The organism is Streptomyces sp. NPDC101225 (assembly GCF_044767585.1).
In the GTDB taxonomy this organism is placed as follows: domain Bacteria; phylum Actinomycetota; class Actinomycetes; order Streptomycetales; family Streptomycetaceae; genus Streptomyces.
The window spans coordinates 346,995-365,711 of the sequence record NZ_JBIWOE010000003.1 but is presented as its reverse complement, the minus strand read 5'-3'; the positions used below and the strand labels follow the sequence as shown (position 1 = coordinate 365,711).

General features: G+C 72.6%; 18 protein-coding genes. 8 read left to right on the top strand and 10 right to left on the bottom strand.

Features of this window, described 5'->3' with window-relative positions; translation table 11 throughout:
* Positions 1–28 precede the first annotated feature (28 nt).
* Positions 29–676 (top strand): bifunctional 4-hydroxy-2-oxoglutarate aldolase/2-dehydro-3-deoxy-phosphogluconate aldolase, encoded by a 648-nt coding sequence (locus ACIRPX_RS06555; RefSeq protein ID WP_404189118.1) that lies wholly within the window; start codon positions 29–31, stop codon positions 674–676.
* Here ACIRPX_RS06555 and ACIRPX_RS06550 read toward each other — a convergent pair.
* Positions 660–1,691: an NAD(P)-dependent alcohol dehydrogenase gene (locus tag ACIRPX_RS06550; protein WP_404189115.1), complete on the bottom strand. Its 1,032-nt coding sequence runs from the start codon at positions 1,689–1,691 to the stop codon at positions 660–662. The two genes, ACIRPX_RS06555 and ACIRPX_RS06550, sit on opposite strands and share 17 nt — an antisense overlap.
* Positions 1,692–1,792: 101 nt before the next feature.
* Here ACIRPX_RS06550 and ACIRPX_RS06545 point away from each other — a divergent pair, with 101 nt between their 5' ends.
* Complete coding sequence (locus ACIRPX_RS06545) at positions 1,793–2,593, top strand: helix-turn-helix domain-containing protein (RefSeq protein ID WP_404189112.1); 801 nt, start codon at positions 1,793–1,795, stop codon at positions 2,591–2,593.
* On the opposite strand, the gene ACIRPX_RS06540 is transcribed toward ACIRPX_RS06545, so the two are convergent.
* The 3 genes from ACIRPX_RS06540 to ACIRPX_RS06530 are packed head-to-tail and all read right to left on the bottom strand — an operon-like array spanning position 2,581 to position 5,361.
* On the bottom strand, positions 2,581–3,732 hold the full coding sequence (locus ACIRPX_RS06540) for a bifunctional RNase H/acid phosphatase (protein WP_404189109.1): 1,152 nt from the start codon (positions 3,730–3,732) through the stop codon (positions 2,581–2,583). The two genes, ACIRPX_RS06545 and ACIRPX_RS06540, sit on opposite strands and share 13 nt — an antisense overlap.
* 37 nt (positions 3,733–3,769) lie before the next feature.
* Positions 3,770–4,513 (bottom strand): zinc ribbon domain-containing protein, encoded by a 744-nt coding sequence (locus ACIRPX_RS06535; protein ID WP_404189295.1) that lies wholly within the window; start codon positions 4,511–4,513, stop codon positions 3,770–3,772.
* A complete protein-coding gene (locus ACIRPX_RS06530; protein WP_404189106.1) occupies positions 4,510–5,361 on the bottom strand; it encodes a Nif3-like dinuclear metal center hexameric protein in 852 nt (283 codons plus the stop codon). Before ACIRPX_RS06530 ends, ACIRPX_RS06535 begins: the two co-directional genes overlap by 4 nt.
* Positions 5,362–5,638: 277 nt before the next feature.
* Between ACIRPX_RS06530 and ACIRPX_RS06525 the strand changes: the two genes are divergently transcribed.
* Both ACIRPX_RS06525 and ACIRPX_RS06520 read left to right on the top strand, forming a co-directional pair.
* A complete protein-coding gene (locus ACIRPX_RS06525) occupies positions 5,639–6,913 on the top strand; it encodes a hypothetical protein (RefSeq protein WP_404189103.1) in 1,275 nt (424 codons plus the stop codon).
* A gap of 98 nt (positions 6,914–7,011) precedes the next feature.
* Positions 7,012–7,170, top strand: a complete 159-nt coding sequence (locus tag ACIRPX_RS06520) for a hypothetical protein (RefSeq protein ID WP_404189102.1) — start codon at positions 7,012–7,014, stop codon at positions 7,168–7,170.
* A gap of 56 nt (positions 7,171–7,226) precedes the next feature.
* Here ACIRPX_RS06520 and ACIRPX_RS06515 read toward each other — a convergent pair whose 3' ends face one another.
* Genes ACIRPX_RS06515 through ACIRPX_RS06505 form a run of 3 tightly spaced genes read right to left on the bottom strand, consistent with a single transcriptional unit; the run spans position 7,227 to position 10,158 of the window.
* On the bottom strand, positions 7,227–8,165 hold the full coding sequence (locus ACIRPX_RS06515; protein WP_404189100.1) for a 3-oxoacyl-ACP reductase: 939 nt from the start codon (positions 8,163–8,165) through the stop codon (positions 7,227–7,229).
* A gap of 29 nt (positions 8,166–8,194) precedes the next feature.
* Positions 8,195–9,271: a Zn-dependent alcohol dehydrogenase gene (locus ACIRPX_RS06510; protein ID WP_404189097.1), complete on the bottom strand. Its 1,077-nt coding sequence runs from the start codon at positions 9,269–9,271 to the stop codon at positions 8,195–8,197.
* 29 nt (positions 9,272–9,300) lie between these two features.
* Positions 9,301–10,158 (bottom strand): MaoC/PaaZ C-terminal domain-containing protein, encoded by an 858-nt coding sequence (locus tag ACIRPX_RS06505; protein ID WP_404189094.1) that lies wholly within the window; start codon positions 10,156–10,158, stop codon positions 9,301–9,303.
* 283 nt (positions 10,159–10,441) lie between these two features.
* Here ACIRPX_RS06505 and ACIRPX_RS06500 point away from each other — a divergent pair, with 283 nt between their 5' ends.
* The 3 genes from ACIRPX_RS06500 to ACIRPX_RS06490 are packed head-to-tail and all read left to right on the top strand — an operon-like array spanning position 10,442 to position 13,373.
* Positions 10,442–11,365 (top strand): ABC transporter ATP-binding protein, encoded by a 924-nt coding sequence (locus ACIRPX_RS06500; RefSeq protein ID WP_404189091.1) that lies wholly within the window; start codon positions 10,442–10,444, stop codon positions 11,363–11,365.
* On the top strand, positions 11,365–12,081 hold the full coding sequence (locus ACIRPX_RS06495; protein WP_404189292.1) for an ABC transporter permease: 717 nt from the start codon (positions 11,365–11,367) through the stop codon (positions 12,079–12,081). Before ACIRPX_RS06500 ends, ACIRPX_RS06495 begins: the two co-directional genes overlap by 1 nt.
* A 17-nt stretch (positions 12,082–12,098) precedes the next feature.
* A complete protein-coding gene (locus ACIRPX_RS06490) occupies positions 12,099–13,373 on the top strand; it encodes a sensor histidine kinase (protein ID WP_404189089.1) in 1,275 nt (424 codons plus the stop codon).
* On the opposite strand, the gene ACIRPX_RS06485 is transcribed toward ACIRPX_RS06490, so the two are convergent.
* Positions 13,351–14,892 carry an alpha-L-arabinofuranosidase B gene (locus ACIRPX_RS06485; protein ID WP_404189086.1) on the bottom strand — a complete coding sequence of 514 codons (1,542 nt, stop codon included), beginning with the start codon at positions 14,890–14,892 and terminating at the stop codon, positions 13,351–13,353. The genes ACIRPX_RS06490 and ACIRPX_RS06485 overlap by 23 nt on opposite strands.
* A 257-nt stretch (positions 14,893–15,149) precedes the next feature.
* Between ACIRPX_RS06485 and ACIRPX_RS06480 the strand changes: the two genes are divergently transcribed.
* Entirely contained in the window at positions 15,150–15,782 is a 633-nt protein-coding gene (locus ACIRPX_RS06480) for a response regulator (protein WP_404189289.1), read from the top strand.
* A 25-nt stretch (positions 15,783–15,807) separates the two neighbouring features.
* Here ACIRPX_RS06480 and ACIRPX_RS06475 read toward each other — a convergent pair whose 3' ends face one another.
* Positions 15,808–17,241: an MFS transporter gene (locus ACIRPX_RS06475; protein WP_404189084.1), complete on the bottom strand. Its 1,434-nt coding sequence runs from the start codon at positions 17,239–17,241 to the stop codon at positions 15,808–15,810.
* Positions 17,242–17,388: 147 nt separating this feature from the next.
* A complete protein-coding gene (locus tag ACIRPX_RS06470) occupies positions 17,389–18,591 on the bottom strand; it encodes a thiolase C-terminal domain-containing protein (protein WP_404189081.1) in 1,203 nt (400 codons plus the stop codon).
* Positions 18,592–18,717: the final 126 nt, after the last annotated feature.

Genomic DNA, 18,717 nt, shown 5'->3' with positions numbered 1-18,717 from the left:
GGTGCACGCCTCGGGGCACGATGAGGTCATGACCTCGCAGCCCGCCTCCCTGCCCGCCTCCGTTCTCGATCTGGCGCCCGTCATCCCCGTCGTCGTGCTCGACGACGTCGCCGACGCGGTGCCGCTCGCGCAGGCCCTCGTGGCGGGCGGGCTCCCCGCGATCGAGGTGACGCTGCGCACGCCGGCCGCGCTCGGTGCCCTCCGCGCGATCGCCGGCGCGGTGCCGGAGGCCGTGGTCGGAGCCGGGACCGTGATCACGCCGGAACAGGTGCGGGAGTCGGTGGACGCAGGGTCGCGCTTCCTGGTCAGCCCGGGCTGGACCGACCTGCTGCTGGACGCGATGCAGGCGTCCGGGGTGCCGTACCTGCCCGGGGTGTCCACCACCTCCGAGGTCGTCACGCTGCTGGAGCGCGGGGTGCGGGAGCTGAAGTTCTTCCCGGCGCAGGCCGCGGGTGGGGCCCCGTATCTGAGGTCTCTCGCCGGGCCGCTGCCGCAGGCCCGCTTCTGCCCCACCGGCGGGATCGGCGCCGAGAACGCGCCCGACTACCTCCGGCTGCCCAACGTGGCCTGCGTGGGCGGGACGTGGATGATCCCCGCGGATGCCGTCGCCGCCGGGGACTGGGGCCGCATCGAGACGCTGGCGCGCGAGGCCGCCCAGCTCAGGACAGACGGATGACCACCTTGCCGAAGGCCGCGCCGGTCGCGTAGTAGCGATAGGCCGCGTGTACGTCCTCGTACGGGAACACCCGGTCCACGACCGGGCGCAGGCCGTGGAAGGCGATCGCGCGGTTCATCCGCTCGAAGTGGGCACGGCTGCCGACGAAGATCCGCCGCAGGGTCACCAGGCTCGACGCGAGGGCGTCGGTGGAGATCTCCAGGCTGTGCCGGTGCGGGCTGTTGGCGGCGATCAGGACGATGCGGCCGTAGAGGGCGGTCGCCCGGACCGACTGCTCGACGGTGTCCGGGCCGCCGGTCTCGACGACGAGGTCCGCGCCCCGGCCGCCGGTCCACTCGCGCACGGACGCGGCCCACTCCGGGTGCTCGACGTAGTTCAGTACGTGGTCGGCGCCGAGTTCCCTGAGGCGTGCGGCCTTCGCTCCGCCGGACGTCGTGGCGACGACCCGCGCGCCGAGCGTCTTGGCGAACTGGACGGCGAACAGGGCCAGCGCGCCGGTGCCCAGGGTCAGGACCGTCTCACCGGGGAGGACCGCCTCGGCACCGGTCAGGGCGTTCCAGGCGGTGACGCCCGCGCAGGGCAGACAGGCCGCCTCCTCCCAGGTCAGGTGGTCGGGCGCTCGTACGGCGGCGTTCTCGTCGAGACGGACGTACTCGGCGAGCATGCCGGGCAGGGTCGCGCCCGGCTGGTCGATCAGGGCCGGGCTGATCCGGCCGTCCAGCCAGCGCGGGAAGTAGGTGCTGGTGACGCGGTCGCCCACGGCGAAGCGCGTGACCTCCTCCCCCACCGCGACCACCTCCCCCGCGCCGTCGCTGACCGGGATCACGCCGGGGGCCGCCCTGAGGGGGTAACTGCCCTCCAGGATCAGCAGGTCGCGCTTGTTGAGGGAGACGGCGTGGATGCGGACGAGGAGGTCGCGGGGGCCGGGGGCGGGTGGGCCGCCGGCGGTGTCCCGGGGGACTATGCCGTCGACCGAGCCGGGGGTCTCCAGATGGTAGGTGCGGTAGGTGGTCATGCGGTCATGCTGGTCGGCGGGCGTGCACGCCTCAATTCCCGCTCGGGTATGAGGGTGAATGGAGGAGGCCGTTGTCGTACCCCTGACGTACAACTGAACCCATGACCACCCACGCCGTCGACCCCCCGCCCTTCGCCCGCGAACTGCTGCGCCGGCGCACCAGCCGGCGGATCAGTCAGCTGGAGCTCGCCTCGCGGGCGGGGACGACGCAGAGATACGTCAGCTTCATCGAGCGGGGGCGGTCCGTGCCGGGGCGGGCGGTCGTGATCCGGCTCGCCGAGTCGCTGGATCTGACGCTCCGCGAGCGCAACGCACTGCTGCTGGCCGCCGGTTACGCGCCCGCCTTCGCCGAGTCCTCGCTGGACGCGGCCGAACTCAAGCCCGTACGGGAGGCGTTGGACGGCATCCTGGACGGTCATCTGCCGTATCCGGCCGTGGTGGCCGGGCCGCGCGGCGACCTCGTCGCGGCCAACGCGGCGTTCGACGTGCTCACCGAAGGAGCGGCACCCGGCCTCCTCAAGGCGCCGGTCAACGTCCTGCGGCTGGCCCTGCATCCGGACGGGATGGCCTCACGCGTGGTGAACCTGGACGCGTGGGGGCGGCACATCATCGAGAATCTGCGGGCGCGGTCGCTCCGCAGTCCCGACCCCGCACTGGACGAGCTGGCGGACGAGCTGGCCGGCTACGTACCGCCGCTCGGCGAGCCGGGCGACGACTATCTCGGGTTCGCCGTACCGCTCCGGCTCCGTTGCCCGGAGGGCGAGTTGCGGCTGCTGACCACGCTCACGTCCTTCGCCACCGCCGTCGACGTCACGCTCGCCGAGCTGCACCTCGAAGCGTTCCTGCCGGCCGACGCGGAGACCGCGGAGATACTCCAGGGACGCGCCGCTCAGCGCAGATGAGACGTGTCGTTGAACAGCCGCACGCTCGCGTTCCCGTCCGCGTAGTACGCCACCGCCGACAGTGCGGCCGCCGACAGCTCCATGCGGAACAGGGCCTCGGGCGGTGCGCCCAAAGCGAGTTGGACGAACGTCTTGATGGGGGTGACGTGCGAGACGAGCAGGACGGTGCGGCCCGCGTACGCCGCCACCAGCTTCTCCCGGGTGGCCTCGATACGCGTCCCGGTGGCGGCGAAGCTCTCGCCGCCACCGGTCGGCTCCACCGTCGGGTCGGCCAGCCACCGGTTCATGTCGTCCGGGTAGCGCTCGCGCACCTCGCCGAACGTCAGGCCCTCCCAGGCGCCGAAGTCCGTCTCGCGCAGACCCTCTTCGATGGTCACCTCAAGGCCGAGGTGCCGGGCCACGATGCCGGCGGTCTCGCGGGTGCGGGCCAGCGGCGAGGCGACGATCGCCTGGATCGTCCCGCGCCGGGCCAGTGCGGCTCCCGCGCGCTCGGCCTGGTCCCGTCCGACCTCGGACAGGGACGGGTTCGTCCCGCCGCTCCCGGAGAACCGCTTCTGCGGAGTCAGCGGCGTCTCACCGTGCCGCAGCAGCACGAAGGTCGCGGGCGCGCCCAGGTCGGCCGGCGCCCACCCGGGGCCGGACACGGCCTTGGCCGCCCGTACGTCGGCCTCGGCCTTCGCGGCCGCGGCCTCCAGCTCGGCCGTCGACTGTGCCGCCGACCACTGCTCGCCGCGCCGGCCCGCGTCCATCGCCTCGTTCGCCAGCCGGTCCGCGTGCTTGTTCTGCTCGCGCGGGATCCACTCGTAGGTCACCCGCTCCGGCGGGAAGACCCGTGCCGCCTCCATGGCCAGCGGCTTCATGTCCGGGTGCTTGATCTTCCAGCGGCCGGACATCTGCTCGACCACGAGCTTGGAGTCCATGCGGACGTGGACGACGGCCGTGGGGTCGAGCTCGTGCGCCGCGCGCAGGCCCGCCAGCAGCCCCCGGTACTCGGCGACGTTGTTCGTGGCGACGCCGAGGTACTCGGCCGCCTCGGCCAGCGTCTGCCCCGTCGTCGCGTCGAGCACGACGGAGCCGTAGCCCGCGGGCCCCGGGTTCCCCCGTGACCCGCCGTCCGCCTCGACGATGAACTCCCGCACGGCACAAGCCCCTTACAGACGTCCGCAACGACCGGATCTACAGTCCGGACTCGGCCGTACGCACCAGGATGCGGCGGCAGTTCTCGCAGCGCACCACCGTGTCGGGGGCGGCCGCGCGGATCTCGTTGATGTCGGTGATGGCCAGCTCCTGGCGGCAGCCCTGGCAGGTGCGCTGGTACAGCTTGGCCGCGCCGATGCCGCCCTGCTGCTCGCGCAGCTTGTCGTAGAGCTTGAGCAGGTCGGCGGGGATGGTGCCGGCGACGACCTCGCGCTCCTTGGTCACCGTGGCCACCTCGCCGTCGATCTCCTCGAAGGCGGCGTCGCGGCGGGCGGTCGCGTCGTCGACCTTCGACTGGACGGAGGAGACCCGCTCGGTGAGCTCGGCGACCCGCTCCTGCACGGACTCGATGCGCTCCATGACCTCCAGGACGACGTCCTCGAGGTCGCTCTGCCGCTTGGCGAGGGAGGCGATCTCGCGCTGGAGGTTCTCCAGGTCCTTGGGCGAGGTCACGGCACCGGAGTCCAGGCGCTGCTGGTCGCGGGCGGCGCGCTGGCGCACCTGGTCCACGTCCTGCTCGGCCTTGGTCTGCTCGCGGGCGGTGTCGCTCTGCTCGGTCTGTGCGGCCACCAGCAGGTCGCGCAGCTGGGCGTGGTCCTTGTGCAGCGACTCGATCTCGGCGTGCTCGGGCAGCGACTTCCGCCGGTGGGCGAGCTGCTGGAGGCGGACGTCGAGTGCCTGGACGTCGAGGAGTCGGATCTGGTCGGCGGGCGCGGCGTTCAGTTGGGGGCTCCTGCAGTCGAATCAGGGGAGGCCGCGTGGGCCGTCCAGGGGTCGGTGACCGTCGTGGAGACGTGGACGCGGAGGTCCCATCCGTGGCGGTCGGAAATTTCGTCGAGCTGGGTTGCGGCCAGCTCGCACCAGGGCCACTCGGTGGCCCAGTGCGCCGCGTCGAGCAGCGCGAGGGGGCTGTGGAGGACGGCCTCGGAGGCCGGGTGGTGGCGCAGGTCGGCGGTGAGGAAGGCGTCGACGCCGGCGGCGCGCACGTCGTCGAAGAGGCTGTCGCCGGAGCCGCCGCTGACGGCGACCGTGCGGATCACGGCCCCGGGGTCGCCGGCCACGCGGATGCCCTGCGCGGTCGCGGGCAGACGCTCGGCGGCCCGCGCGGCGAAGTCGCGCAGCGCGAGCGGGTGGTCCAGTTCGCAGACGCGGCCCAGGCCGCGGCGGCCGTCCCGGTCCGTCGGGTCCGGCACGAGCGGCCCCACGACCCGAAGATCGAGGGCGCCGGCCAGCGCGTCGCTGACGCCCGGATCGGCCGTGTCCGCGTTCGTGTGGGCGACGTGCAGCGCGATGTCGTTCTTGATCAGTGTGTGCACGACCCGGCCCTTGAAGTGGCCGGCCGCGACCGTCGTCGTACCGCGCAGATAGAGCGGGTGGTGGGTGACGAGCAGGTCGGCGCCGAGCTTGAGGACCTCGTCGACGATCTCCTGGACCGGGTCGACGGCGAACAGGACCCGGGTGACCTCCTGGTCGGGGTCGCCCACGACCGTGCCGACCGCGTCCCAGGACTCGGCCCGCGCGGCGGGCCACAGGTTCTCCAGCGCGGCGATGACTTCAGACAGACGGGGCACGGACAAAAGGCTACCTGCCTGATCTGCGCCACTGAACCGAAGCCCGCGTCCGTCCTGCCCGCGGACCGAATCCGTCCTTCCGGCGGCCTGTTTCCGTCCCCACCGCGAACGCGGCGGCGCCGGAGCCTCGGTCTCCGCCTCCGGCCCCGCTCAGCACACCCGCGCCCGTTCCCTCAGGCGAATCGTTCCTGGGCCACCCTTATGTGTGAAGCACAAGCTCCGGCGTCCCACGCGTGTGCGTGCGAAAACTAGTTTCGTCGCCGGAGGTGACCAGACCATGACGGCTTGTGCGATCGAGCCCGAGGCTGCCCCCGGGGACGGCGCCCCGCTCTCGGGCTGCACCATCACCGCGAACGGCGCCTACGCCGCCCGTCTCGCCCGGGACGGCGACGCGGGGGGTGACTCCTGGTTCCCGGAGCGCTGGACGCTGGACGGCCCGGAGCCGTACGCCGTGCCGCTGCCCGCGCACCAGCCCGAGGAGGCGGACGCCGAGGTGCAGCCGATGGGCGACGGGCGGGTGCTGATCAGCCGGCCGACGGCCGGGCGGCACGTGTTCTCCCTGCTCTATCCGACCGGCCCGGACACCGGCGAGGTCGTGATCGGCGCGGTCGAGTGCCCGGACGACGGCACCCGGCTACGGCTGCTGCCGCCCGCGCCGGGCGGTGAGAAGGCCTACGCCCTCGCCGCGGGCCGGCACTCCAGCGCGGTGTGGCAGGTGGCGGGCGGCGCGTGCGGACCCGTGCACGTGGCGCAGATCCCGGGGCGCTGCTCGGGCGGGGTGTGGCTGGACCACGCGGGGCGGATGCTGGCGCTCGACCGGGAGACCGGCGGTCGGACCAAGGCGGTCGTGGTCGATCTGGAGCGGGGCGGGGAGACCTCTCCGCTGCTGCAGATCGCCGACGACAGCGACGACCGGCTGCTGCTCGCCGATCCGGACAGCGGTCTGCTGCTGATCGGCTCCGACGCGCCCTCGCCGGGCGAGGAGCGGCTGGGCTGGGGCGTGCTGGGCAGCACGCTGCCGGTGCGCTTCCCGGAGTTCCTGCGGGTGCCGGAGTGCGGCGTCACGCCGTTCGCCATCCAGCCGGGGCAGGTGCTGACCCCGGAGAACTGCTCGGTGGCGCTGCGCGTCGACGGGCCCGTCGGCAGCTGGGTCGGGCTGTGGCGCCCGGACCGGCGGCAGATCCAGCATCGGGCGGCACCCGCGGGCTGGCTGGCGGGTGCCGGGTTCTGGACCAGGGACGGGGTGCTGCATCTGCCCTACGCCACGGCGGAGGTGCCGTGCGGTGTGGCGCGGCTGACGGCGCCCACGGGGGACGCGGAGGCGACGGGGGACGCGGAGGCGACGGGAGACGCGGAGGCGACGGGAGACGCGGAGGCGACGGGAGACGGGGGTCCCCAGGGTGCGGTACGGAGTGGTACGGACGCCCAGGCGCCCGCGGGAGGGGGCTCCCCCGCGCCGGGCGCGCCGCCGAATCCGGATCCCCCGGCGCGTGTCGCACCGCGCCCCGTGCCGTTGCAGGAGGCGCCGCTGGGGCGTCTTGTAACGAAGTAGTGCCGATGGGCGTGCCCGTGTGGATTCGAACAACGGGGGGATGGTTATGCTCGCCGGGCTGTAGGAAAGATCAGTTTTCGACGGGGTGAATACGTCCGATGAGCGACACCAGCACGACGGAGCAGCTGTCCGCCGACTCCCGGGAGGACGCCGGCCACGGCCGGCACCGGGGCCCGGTCTCGGCCCAGGAGAGCGAGTCCGCTCCGCACGGCCGGCACCGCAAGCCGGCCGGGGAGAACGCCGAGGCGGCTGCCTGACGGTTGTTTGCAGACAGGAGGGGGCTGCCCGACGGGCAGCCCCCTCCTTCGTGCGCTCAGCCCCGTTTGAGTCCCAGTACCTCGGCCGCCGCGAACGTCTCCCCCTCCGGCCGCTCCGCGTAGTGCGCGGTGAGCAGCGCGTCGAGTTCGTCGTAGGTGAACGTCTCCTGCTTGCTGTCGAACTGCGCCCGTACGCGCGGACGTTCGACGACCGCGACCATGCCGCCGTGCACGACGAGCAGCTGGCCGTTGACCCGGGAGGCGGCGGGTGAGGCCAGGTAGCCGACGAGCGGGGCGACGTGTTCCGGGGCGAGCGGGTCGAGGGCGTCGGCGGGGCTCTCGAAGCCGGCGAAGACGTCCTCGGTCATCCGGGTTCGGGCGCGCGGGCAGATCGCGTTGGCCGTGACGCCGTACTTGGCCAGCGCGAGGGCGGTGGAGGTGGTCAGGCCGACGATTCCGCCCTTGGCGGCGGCGTAGTTGGGCTGGCCTGCCGAGCCGGCGAGGAACGCCTCGGACGACGTGTTCACGATCCGGCCGTGGACCGGGCCGCCCGCCGCCTTGGACCGCTCGCGCCAGTGCGCGGCGGCGAAGTGGGTGGTGTTGAAGTGGCCCTTGAGGTGGACGCGGATCACCGAGTCCCACTCGTCCTCGGTCATGGAGAAGACCATGCGGTCGCGCAGGATGCCCGCGTTGTTGACGAGGATGTCCAGCTTGCCGAACTCGGAGATGGCCAAGTCGACCAGTTCCCGGGCCTGTTGGAAGTCGGCGACGTCACCGGTGTGTGCCACCGCCCTGCCGCCCGCGGCCCGGATCCCGGCGGCGGCCTCCTCGGCGGGAGTCGCGGAGGCCGCCCCCGAGCCGTCGCGGCCCGGTCGGCCGTAGTCATTGACGACGACGGCCGCGCCGAGCCGGGCGAGTTCGAGCGCCTCGGCGCGGCCGAGCCCTCGGCCGGCGCCGGTGACGATCGCGGACAGTCCCTCGAGTGGCAGTGACACGGACACTCCCGTCGGATTCCCGGTGCGGATCAGATCTCGATGCAGGTGCGCAGGGCCGTTCCCGAACGCATCTGGTCCAGCGCCTCGTTGATGCCGGCCAGCGGCACCCGGTGGGTGATCAGGCCCTCCAGGTCGATGCGGCCCGCCCGCCACAGCGCGATGGTGCGCTCGTAGGAGCGCAGGACGTCGCCGCCGCCGTACATCGAGGGCAGGATGCGCTTCTCGTCGAAGAACAGCTCGAACATATTGAGCTGGAGGAAGTCGTCCATGGCGCCCGCGCCGACGACGACGAGGGTGCCGCCGCGCCGGGTGTTCTCGTACGCGGTGCGGGCGGTGGCGGACCTGCCGACGACCTCGAAGACGTAGTCGAAGCCCTCGCCTGCGGTGACCTGCTGCTTGGCGTCGGCCAGTTCGTCGGGCGAGACGGCCTTCGTGGCGCCGAACCTGAGAGCGGACTCGCGGCGCGAGGCGACCGGGTCGACGGCGACGATCTCGGCGGCGCCCTTGAGCCGCGCGCCCTGGATCGCCGAGATGCCGACGCCGCCGCAGCCGATGACGGCGACGGACGAACCGGCTTCCAGGTCGGCGGTGTTGAGGGCGGCGCCGAGGCCCGTCGTCACTCCGCAGCCGATGAGGGCGGCGATGTCGAAGGGCACGTCGTCGGGGATCGGCACCGCGCAGCCCGCGTCGACGACGACCTCCTCGGTGAAGGTGCCGGTGCCGGCGAAGCCGAAGAGGTCGCCGCCGGGGCGCTTGAAGTTGGGGGTGCCGGCGTTCACGAACCCGGCCAGGCACAGTTCGGTCTGACCGCGTCGGCAGGCGGGGCACGCGCCGCAGGCCGGCAGCCAGCACACGACCACGCGGTCACCGGCCGCCAAGCCCCGTACGTCGTCGCCGACTTCGACGATCTCGCCCGCGCCCTCGTGTCCGGGAACGAACGGCGCGGGCTGCGGCAGCACTCCGCTCATCGCCGACAGGTCCGAGTGGCACAGCCCGGTGGCCCGTACCCGGATCCTCACCTTGCCGGGCCCGAAGCCCGTCGCCTCGACGTCGTCGAGGATCTCCAGCTTGTCCTGGCCGATCTCGTGCAGTACGGCTGCGCGCATGCTGCGGCTCCCCTCAACTGCCATCTACATCAATGGTGTTCGACGATCGTGTCGGCGAGGACGGGCGCGTCGTCCCGCTCGGCGGCGCCGACGGCCACCCGCACCCGCCCCTCCTGCGGCCACATGCGGATGCGCAGGGTCTCGCCCGGGAAGACGACACCCGCGAACCGGGTGGCGTAGGACCGCACCCGGGTCACGTCGCCGCCGAGCAGCGTGTCGACGACCGCCTTCAGCGTCATGCCGTAGGTGCACAGGCCGTGCAGGATGGGCCGCTCGAATCCGGCGAGCTTGGCGAAGTCGGGGTCGGCGTGCAGCGGGTTCCAGTCTCCGGAGAGGCGGTAGAGCAGGGCCTGGTCCTCGCGGATCGGGCGCTCGACGGTCCGGCCCGGCTCGCCCTCGGGTGGGTCCAGGCGGGTGGAGGGGCCGCGGTCGCCGCCCCAGCCGCCCTCTCCGCGTACGAAGATCTGGGCGTCGTTGGTCCACAGCGGGCCGTCGGCGTCGGCGACCTCGGTGCGCATGACCAGGACGGCCGCCTTGCCCTTGTCGTGGACGGCGGCGATCCGGCCGGTGGCGGTGGCGGTGCCCGCGACCGGGATCGGGCGGTGCAGGGTCAGCGACTGGCCGCCGTGCAGCACCCTGGCGAGGTCGACCTCGACGCCCGGCATGGACAGTCCGCTGATCACGCCGGGGGAGCCGGCGCCCGCGACGGTGGCGAAGCTCGGCAGGACGTGCAGCCGGGACTCCAGGGTGTAGCGCAGCTCGTCGGGGTCCGTGGCGGGGACGCCCGCGCCGATACCGAGGTGGTAGAGCTGGACGTCCTTGCGGTCCCAGCTGATCTCGCCGGTGTGCGGCGGGGCGGCGAGGGCCTTCGCTGCGTCGATGGGCATACGGCTCCTGTTCGCTCGGGCGGCGGACGTCGTGCGGCCGCGCACAGGGTGCGGCAAGACCCCGGCGCGGCCGTCCGCACCGTCGGCCGCACCGAGGTCGCTACGGGCCGATCTAGAACGCGTTCCAGTCCGGCGCCCTAGGTATAACCCAGCGCCCGGTACTTGTGAAGTCTCCTGACGGCATGTCAGATATGGTCCGAAGGCGGGCCGTGACATTTGTCCTGCCCGAGTCCGTACAAGCGCATCTGCCTGCCGGGCACCCCGTTTCCGTAGCGTCGTCCCCATGATGAAAACGACGGGGACGACCGGGGCACCACCCGCCGTGTCCTTCACGGGGGCGGTCAAGAACTTCGGCGCCGTGCGGGCCGTGCGGGGCGTGGACCTGCGGATCGGGGCGGGCGAGACGGTCGCGCTGCTCGGCCGCAACGGCGCGGGCAAGTCGACGGCCATCTCGCTGCTGCTGGGCCTGAACGAGCCCGACGAGGGCACCGTCCGGCTGTTCGGCGCACCCCCGGAGCGGGCGGTGCGCGCCGGCAGGGTCGGCGCCATGCTCCAGGAGGGGCGCGCGGTCCCCCGGGTCACCGTGCGGGAGCTGGTCTCCTTCGTGGCCCGCCGCTACCCCGCGCCGATGCCCGTCGCGCGGGCGCTGCGGCTGGCCGGCATCACCGAGCTGGCCGGGCGGCGCGTGGACCGGCTCTCCGGCGGCCAGACGCAGCGCGTGCGGTTCGCCGTCGCGCTCGCCGGGAACCCCTCGCTGATCGTCCTGGACGAGCCCACCGCCGCCCTGGACGTGGAGGCGCGGCACGCCTTCTGGACCTCCATGCGCTCCTACGCCCGCCTCGGCCACACCGTGCTGTTCTCCACCCACCACCTGGAGGAGGCGGACGCCCACGCCGACCGCATCCTCGTCATCGACCGGGGCAGGATCGTCGCCGACGGCTCCGGTGACCAGCTCAAACGGGCCGTCGGCGGCAGCCTGGTCGCCTTCGACCTGGCGGGCCGCGCCACGGCGGGCCTGGAGCTGCTGCCCGGCGTACGGTCGGTGGAGGTGCGCGGGGACCGGGCGCGGCTGCGCAGCGACGACCCGGACGCGACGGTGATCGCCCTGGCGGAGCTGAACGCGATACGCGGCCTGGAGGTCGTACCGGCGTCGCTCGACGACGCGTTCCTGGCCCTGACGGCGGCACCGGTGAAGGAGGCGGCGTGATGTTCGACTACCTGCGGCTCGAGGTGCGCCGGACGGTGCGCGACGTCGGTTTCGTCGTCGGCGGGATCGCGATGCCGGTGCTGATGTATCTGCTGTTCACCAACCTCGGGGCGAGCGACGGCAGCTGGAGGACCGGCGCGATGGTCGGCATGGCCGGCTACGGCGCCGTCGGCTGCGCCCTGAACACCGGCGGCGGCGTGGCCGAGGACCGGGCCATCGGCTGGCTGCGGCAGCTGCGGGTGACCCCGATGACCTCGCGCCAGGTCGTGGTCGGCCGGACCCTGACCGGCTCGGTGACCGTGCTGCCGGCCATCCTCGCGGTGCTCGCCGCGGGCGGCCTGGTCAACGGCGTACGGCTGGCGGTCTGGCAGTGGGCGGCGATCGCGGCGCTGCTGTGGCTGGGCTCGGTGCCCTTCACCCTGCTGGGCCTCGGCAACGGCTACCGGCTGACCGGGCAGACCACCGGCGTCGCGAACATGGCCTGCAACCTGGGCCTGGCGGTGCTCGGCGGCCTGTGGTTCCCGATCACCCTGTTCCCCGGCTGGCTGCGCTCGCTGTCCGCGTACACGCCCACGAACCGCTTCGCCGAGCTCGGCACGTCGGTCGCCGAGGGCCACGCGCCCGCCGTCGGGGCGGTCACCGTCCTGGCCCTCTGGTTGCTGGCCTTCGGTTCGTACGCTGTGCTGTCGTACCGGCGGTCCGGCCGGACCGTCTGAACGGGGGGAGTGAGGACGTGTCCTTGATGCGAGGGGTGAGCTGCCAGGTGCGCCAGTGGCGGCAGGCGCGGGCGCGGTGGCGCGCGGACATGCAGCGTTTCAAGGCCGCGCAGAAGGAGGCCCGCAGGACCGGCGGGAAGATGCCCGAGAACCCGGGCCCGCCGCCCAGCGGCTTCGCTCTGCTGCCCTGGCTGCTGATGGGGATGGGCGCCTTCTCCAACCTCTGGCAGGGCAAGACCGCGAACCCCTGGATCGGGGCGATCGGCCTCCTCGCCTTCAACTCCCTCTACATCTACGTCACCTTCCGCGCCTTCGCGAAGGTGACCCGGGAGGCGACCGCGACCAAGGCGGCCCTGGCCCTGATGACCGTGCTCACGGTGGGGCTCGCCCTCGGCTACGGCGGCAGCTGGCTGTACTTCTTCCCGCTGCTGGGCCTCGCCACCGGCGCGGTGCTGCGCGGGCCCTGGCTCGGCCAGATCGGCCTCGGCCTGACCGCGCTCGCGGCGGCGGTCTCCGTGTACCGGGCGGGCTGGGACGCCGTGAACGTCGCCTACGGCACCTTCCTGTCGACGATGGTGACGGCCGCGATCCTGTCCCTGTCCGAGGCCGTACGGGAGTTGCGCGAGGCCCGCGAGGAACTGGCCCGCCAGGCGGTCGAGAAGGAGCGCCTGCGCTTCTCCCGCGACCTGCACGACCTGCTCGGGCACACCATGTCGGTCATCGTGGTGAAGTCGGAGGCGGCCCGGCGCCTCGCGTCCCGGGACATGGACGCGGCGATCGCCCAGATCACCGACATCGAGTCCGTCGGCCGGCAGGCGCTCACCGAGATCCGGGAGGCGGTCACCGGCTACCGCGAGGGCAGCCTGGCCACCGAACTCGACCGCGCGCGTTCGGTGTTGACCGCGGCCTCGGTCGAGCCGGCCGTCGTCCGCTCGGGCACACCGCTGGCCCCGCAGACCGAGGTGCTGCTCGGGTGGGTGGTGCGCGAGGCGGTCACCAACGTCGTACGGCATGCCGGTGCGACCCGCTGCGAGATCACCGTCGACAGCACGTCCGAGCAGGTCCGGCTCACGGTCACCGACAACGGCGGCGCGGACGCCGAACCCTCCTCCCCTTCCCCGGGCTCCGGCGGCACCGGACTGAAGGGCCTGACCGAGCGCCTCGCGGCGGCGGGCGGCTCCCTGCGGGCCGGCCCGTCGCCGCGCGGCGGTTTCACCGTCACCGCCGAACTCCCGGCGGAGGTGGGCGACTTGGCGGACGTCGTGCTGGCTACGGCGCCCAGGGCGGGCTGACCACCCAGCTCACGTCGTCCGCCCAGGACGTCGCGCTGTCGAAGGCGTTGGAGCCGCCGTCGCTCGCCACGTAGACGGTGAGGTCGTAGTGGCGCAGGAATCTCGTCGGGTAGTTGTACGACGCGAACGAGGTCCCCGTGCCGCTCTTGCCGGTGGTCGGGCAGAATGTCGCGTCGGATCTGAACAGCGCGCTGCCGTCCATGGGCTGGCGGTAGAGCCGGAAGTTGGAGTGGCGCAGGAAGTCGCCGGGGTAGTTGCGCGACTCGAAGGAGACGCAGGAGCCGCTCGCCAGGCCCCGGCGCACGATCCAGGTGGCGTCGTTCTTGTCGAGCGCCGAACTGCCCGACGTGATCGCCGAGACGACCGCGTTGTCGTTCTGGTGGCGGATGTAGTCGGCGGTGCAGCAGGCGGTGGTGGCGCGCAGCGAGATCTCCGAGCCCGGGGTGAGGGAACCGGTGGAGCCGGTCGGGCCGCCGTAGCCGACGGAGACGATGTCGGACTGCACGGCGTTGTCGGCGGCGTCGGTCGGGATGCCGGAGGTCATGACGCCCTCGAAGAAGGACCCGATGGAGCCGTTGCTGTTGTCGCCGCCGGTGCCGAGGACGATCGCGCCCTCCTGGTGCATGGGCGAGTAGCCGCTCGTGGTGGGTTCACCGCCGGAATAGGTCGTGGTGAGCCCGCCCGACTGCGCGTTGCCGTATTTCAGCGCGAAATGGTCCTGACCGTTGTTCTTGAGCAGAGCGGTCACGAACGGCATGGGTCCGGTGCCGGTGTTCGAGGTGTTCCTGCTGTAGCCGGCGTCGGACTGGAACAGGCCGTTCTCCAGGTCGGCCTGCACCCAGGGGCCGCCGCCGTAGCAGGGCGAGAACCAGCATTCCGTACCGAAGTTGATCGCGTCCATGTGGCCGTTTCCGGTGTCCTTGTTGTTCGTCTCGGCGTTGCCGTAGTCGAAGCAGCAGCGGCCGTTGACGTGTGTGCCGGAGGTGACCATGTACATCCCCTCGGCCTGGCCGTCGACCGCCACGCCGGAGGTGGAGTTGTCCCGGTAGCCCATGCCCGCCGAGATCTCCAGGCCGTAGACCTGGTGGCCGCCGGCGGTGACCGGCAGGGCGTCCGCGGGCGCGCCGACGTCGGCGGCTCCGGCGCCGCCGGCCCCTTCGACCGTGAGGTCGTTGTGGCGCGGGGACTGGTCGTAGATCTTGGTGATGATGCAGGTGGTGCCGTTGCAGAAGGAGTCCTGGGCGGCCGCGTCGGCGTAGCCGCCGGCGGTCAGCGGCCCGATGTTCCTGGTGGCGCTGTCGGAGGCCCGCTGCACCTGGTAGAGCGAGCCGTCGTAGGAGGAGTAGAGCGCGCGGGCGAGGCTGTGCGCGGCGACGCAGGGGGTGCCGGCGGCGGCGTAGATGTCACAGGGCAGTGAGCCCGCGGCCTGGGCGGCCTGCGGGACGCCCAACGCCAGTGCGAGGACGGTGACGAGCACGGAGAGCGCGGCCAGGGTCGCCGTTCTGAGCCGGGAGAACACGGTGGACCTCCTTGAATGTCCGACATACCGAACGACGTTCGACCGAAATACCGAACTGAGCCGAACCTATTTCCCGATCGAAATGCCGAACAATTGCGGGTGGGGGCAGAGGCGCAGAAATCACACGGGAGATGAATGGGGAACTCCCAATGCAGAGGCGATTGTTGGGGTGTTCCCGGGGACCGTCAAGACGTGCGGAAGGGAACCGTGACAAGTCTTTGGACGCACCCTGGCTCTACGCTGTTGCCGTGAACGAGATGCCCCGGGAGCACCGGCCGTCGAAGAGTGTGCGGGTCCTGCTCGCCGAGGACCAGGGAATGATGCGGGGCGCACTCGCCCTCCTGCTGGGCATGGAGGACGACCTGGAGGTCGTCGCCCAGGTCGCGCGGGGTGACGCGATCGTGGACGCCGCTCTGCACCACCGGCCCGACGTGGCCCTGCTGGACATCGAACTGCCCGGCATGAGCGGCCTGGACGCGGCGGCCGAACTACGCGAACAGGCCCCCAACTGCCGGGTGTTGATCCTCACCACCTTCGGCCGTCCCGGCTACCTGCGCCGCGCGATGGAGGCGGGAGCCGCCGGCTTCCTCGTCAAGGACGGCCCGGTCGAGGACCTGGCCGCCGCCATCCGCCGCGTCCTGACCGGTGAGACGGTCATCGACCCCGCCCTCGCCGCGGCGGCCCTCAGCGCGGGCCCCAGCCCGCTCACCGCCCGCGAGTGCGACGTCCTGAAGGCGTCGGTGGACGGGGCGACGGTCTCCGACATCGCGACCACGCTCCACCTGTCCGAGTCGACCGTCCGCAACTACCTGTCGTCGGCGATCGGCAAGACGGGGACGCGGAACCGGATGGAGGCGGTGCGGGAGGCCCGGCAGCAGGGGTGGCTGTGAGGAGGAGGGCGGATCGGGGGGCCGGTCACCGCCCGGACGGCCTCCGTGGCAGCCAGGCCAGCATCAGCACCACGCCCGCCACCAGCACCACCGCGCCGACCCGGAACACCAGCGCGTAGCCCTCCGTCAGGGCCCGCGGTGTGGCGCTCCCGTCCGTGCGGGCCGCCGCGATCGTCGACATGACGGCGAGGCCGAGTGAACCGCCCATCGTGCGGGAGGTGTTGACGAGCCCGGACACCAGGCCGGCCTCTCCCGGGGCCGCTCCCGAGGTGGCGAGGGCGGCCAGGGGCGTCGCCATCAGGCCGGCGCCGAGCATCATCAGGATGCCGGGGACCATGATCTCGGTGAGGTAGTCGCCCTCCGGCGTCATCGCCGACTGCAGGCCGAAGCCCGCCGCCGCGACGAGCGCGCCGAGCACGGCCACGTTGCGGGCGCCCAGCGGGGGCATCAGGCGGGGCGCCGACTTGGAGCCGAGCAGCACCGCGAGCGAACTCGGCACCAGCGCGAGGCCCGCCTCCAGCGGGGAGTAGCCGAGCACGTTCTGCGCGTACAGCGTCATGAAGTACCACATGCAGAACATCGCGGAGCCGCTCAGGAACATCGCCGCGTTCGCGGCCGACACCGACCGCGCGCGGAACAGTCCGAGCGGCATCAGCGGCGCCGCCGTACGGGATTCGACGAGCAGGAACAGCGCGATCAGCGCGAGCCCGGCGGCCAGGGGCACGAGCGTGGCGGCGGCCGTCCAGCCCCGCGCCTCCGTCTGCGAGATCCCGTACGCCAGCGTCGCGAGCCCCGCGGTCACCAGCACCGCGCCCGGCAGATCCAGCCGCCGCCCGCCGCCGTTGCGGCTCTCCACCAGCCGGCGCATCGAGCCGGCCAGCACCACCGCTCCGATCGGCACGTTGATCAGCAGCACCCAGCGCCACGACAACCCGTCCACGAGCGCCCCGCCGACGAGCCCGCCCGCGGCTCCCCCACCTGCCCCCACCGCGGTCCAGGTCGCGATCGCCCGCGCCCGGGCCGCCCCCTCGGGGACGGCCGACGTCAGAATCGTCAGGGTCGACGGCGCGAGCACCGCGGCCCCCAGCCCCTGCACGGCCCGTGCCACCAGCAGCTGGCCGCCCTCCTGCGCGAGCCCGCCGCCGAGCGACGCCAGCGTGAACAGGGCGAGCCCCACCACGAACATCCGCTTGCGCCCGTACAGGTCGCCGGCCCGCCCGCCGAGCAGCATGAAACCGGCGAAGGCGATCGCGTACGCGTTCACCACCCACTGGAGCCCCTGCGCGCTCAGCCCCAGGTCCGTCCGCATCGACGGCAGCGCCACGTTGACGACCGACACGTCGAGCACGACCAGGAACTGTCCGGCACAGGCGAGTGCCACGACCAGCCAGGTGGGCGGCGCGCCACGGCGGGATATCGGGGTGACGTCGGTGGCCTCGGCTTCCAGCATGCCGGTCATGCTCTCAACCGGGTTGCACTCCTTGCATCGGGATTTCGCCCGACGAACGCTTCGGCCGCGAGACCTAGGCCGGCAGCGCGGCCAGGCGCCCGAGCCGGGCTGCGCGTCACCGCGCGGACACAGACCCCGACGACGGCCGGGGGGGGATCAGCCGAGTCCGGCGGGGGCCGCCCGCACCACCGTCACCACCGCCGCCCCGCCCAGCCCGATGTTGTGCGCGAGCCCGACCCGTGCGCCCGGCACCTGCCGCTCCCCCGCCTCCCCCCTGACCTGCCACACCAGCTCGGCGACCTGGGCGATCCCGGTGGCCCCCAGCGGATGCCCCTTGGAGATCAGCCCGCCGGAGGGGTTGACCACCCAGCGCCCGCCGTACGTCGTCGCGCCCGACTCCACGAGCTTGCCGGACTCCCCGGCCGCGCACATGCCGAGCGCCTCGTACGTCAGCAGTTCGTTGATCGAGAAGCAGTCGTGCAGCTCGACGACGTCCACGTCCTCGATGCCGAGTCCGGACCGCTCGTAGACCTGCCGGGCCGCCTCCCGGGACATGGGCTGCCCGACGACGTCGACGCACGAGCCGGAGGCGAAGGACTCCTCGGTGTCGGTCGTCATGGCCTGCGCGACGATCTCCACCGCCCCCGTCACGCCCCGCCGCTCGGCGAACCGCTGCGACACCACCACCGCGGCCGCCGCCCCGTCCGAGGTCGGCGAGCACTGGAGCTTGGTCAGCGGCCGGTGGACGGTACGGGCCGCGAGGACGTCGGCCACCTCGTACACCTCGCGGAACTGCGCGTACGGGTTGCGCGCCGAGTGCCGGTGGTTCTTGGCGGCCACGGCGGCGAGCTGCGCCTCGGTCGTGCCGTACCTCTCCATGTGCTCGCGGGCCGCGTCGCCGAAGATCTGCGCGGTGGGCGGCGTCATCTCGAAGCCGTGCCGGGCGGCCATCACGCCGTAGTGCCGGGCCACGGGGGAGGCCGAGAAGTCCCCGCCGTCGGCTCCCCCGCCCAGCGCGCCCTTCTTCATCTTCTCGAAGCCCAGCGCCAGCACGCAGTCGGCCGACCCGCCCTCGACGAGCTGCCGGGCGAGCATCAGGGCGGTCGAGCCGGTCGCGCAGTTGTTGTTGACGTTGTAGACGGGGACGCCGGTCAGGCCGAGCTCGTAGGCGGCGCGCTGGCCGGCGGTGGAGGGCTGGAAGCAGTAGCCGGCGGAAACCTGTTCCACATCCGCGTACGCCACCCCGGCGTCGGCGAGCGCCGCACCGCCCGCCTCCCGCGCCATGTCCCAGTACTGCCCCGCACGCGTCTCGGGCTTCTCGAATCGGGTCATGCCGACACCGGCGACGTAGGCCTTCATGGCGCGCAGATTAGAACACGTTCCAGTTGTCCACCAGACCTGATCGCGGGTCAGATTCCCAACAGGAGGTCAAGAAATGATTAGAGTCCCGAAGCAACGGAATAGTTGCCTGTGCATACGAGGTTT

Bases quoted from the DNA above. Each gene is read 5' to 3' on its own strand.
- ACIRPX_RS06470 (WP_404189081.1), bottom strand. From the start codon at position 18,591: ATGAAGGCCTACGTCGCCGGTGTCGGCATGACCCGATTCGAGAAGCCC.
- ACIRPX_RS06520 (WP_404189102.1), top strand. From the start codon at position 7,012: ATGAGCGACACCAGCACGACGGAGCAGCTGTCCGCCGACTCCCGGGAG.
- ACIRPX_RS06510 (WP_404189097.1), bottom strand. From the start codon at position 9,271: ATGCGCGCAGCCGTACTGCACGAGATCGGCCAGGACAAGCTGGAGATC.
- ACIRPX_RS06500 (WP_404189091.1), top strand. From the start codon at position 10,442: ATGATGAAAACGACGGGGACGACCGGGGCACCACCCGCCGTGTCCTTC.
- ACIRPX_RS06475 (WP_404189084.1), bottom strand. From the start codon at position 17,241: ATGACCGGCATGCTGGAAGCCGAGGCCACCGACGTCACCCCGATATCC.
- ACIRPX_RS06525 (WP_404189103.1), top strand. From the start codon at position 5,639: ATGACGGCTTGTGCGATCGAGCCCGAGGCTGCCCCCGGGGACGGCGCC.
- ACIRPX_RS06480 (WP_404189289.1), top strand. From the start codon at position 15,150: ATGCCCCGGGAGCACCGGCCGTCGAAGAGTGTGCGGGTCCTGCTCGCC.
- ACIRPX_RS06550 (WP_404189115.1), bottom strand. From the start codon at position 1,691: ATGACCACCTACCGCACCTACCATCTGGAGACCCCCGGCTCGGTCGAC.
- ACIRPX_RS06505 (WP_404189094.1), bottom strand. From the start codon at position 10,158: ATGCCCATCGACGCAGCGAAGGCCCTCGCCGCCCCGCCGCACACCGGC.
- ACIRPX_RS06545 (WP_404189112.1), top strand. From the start codon at position 1,793: ATGACCACCCACGCCGTCGACCCCCCGCCCTTCGCCCGCGAACTGCTG.
- ACIRPX_RS06555 (WP_404189118.1), top strand. From the start codon at position 29: ATGACCTCGCAGCCCGCCTCCCTGCCCGCCTCCGTTCTCGATCTGGCG.
- ACIRPX_RS06495 (WP_404189292.1), top strand. From the start codon at position 11,365: ATGTTCGACTACCTGCGGCTCGAGGTGCGCCGGACGGTGCGCGACGTC.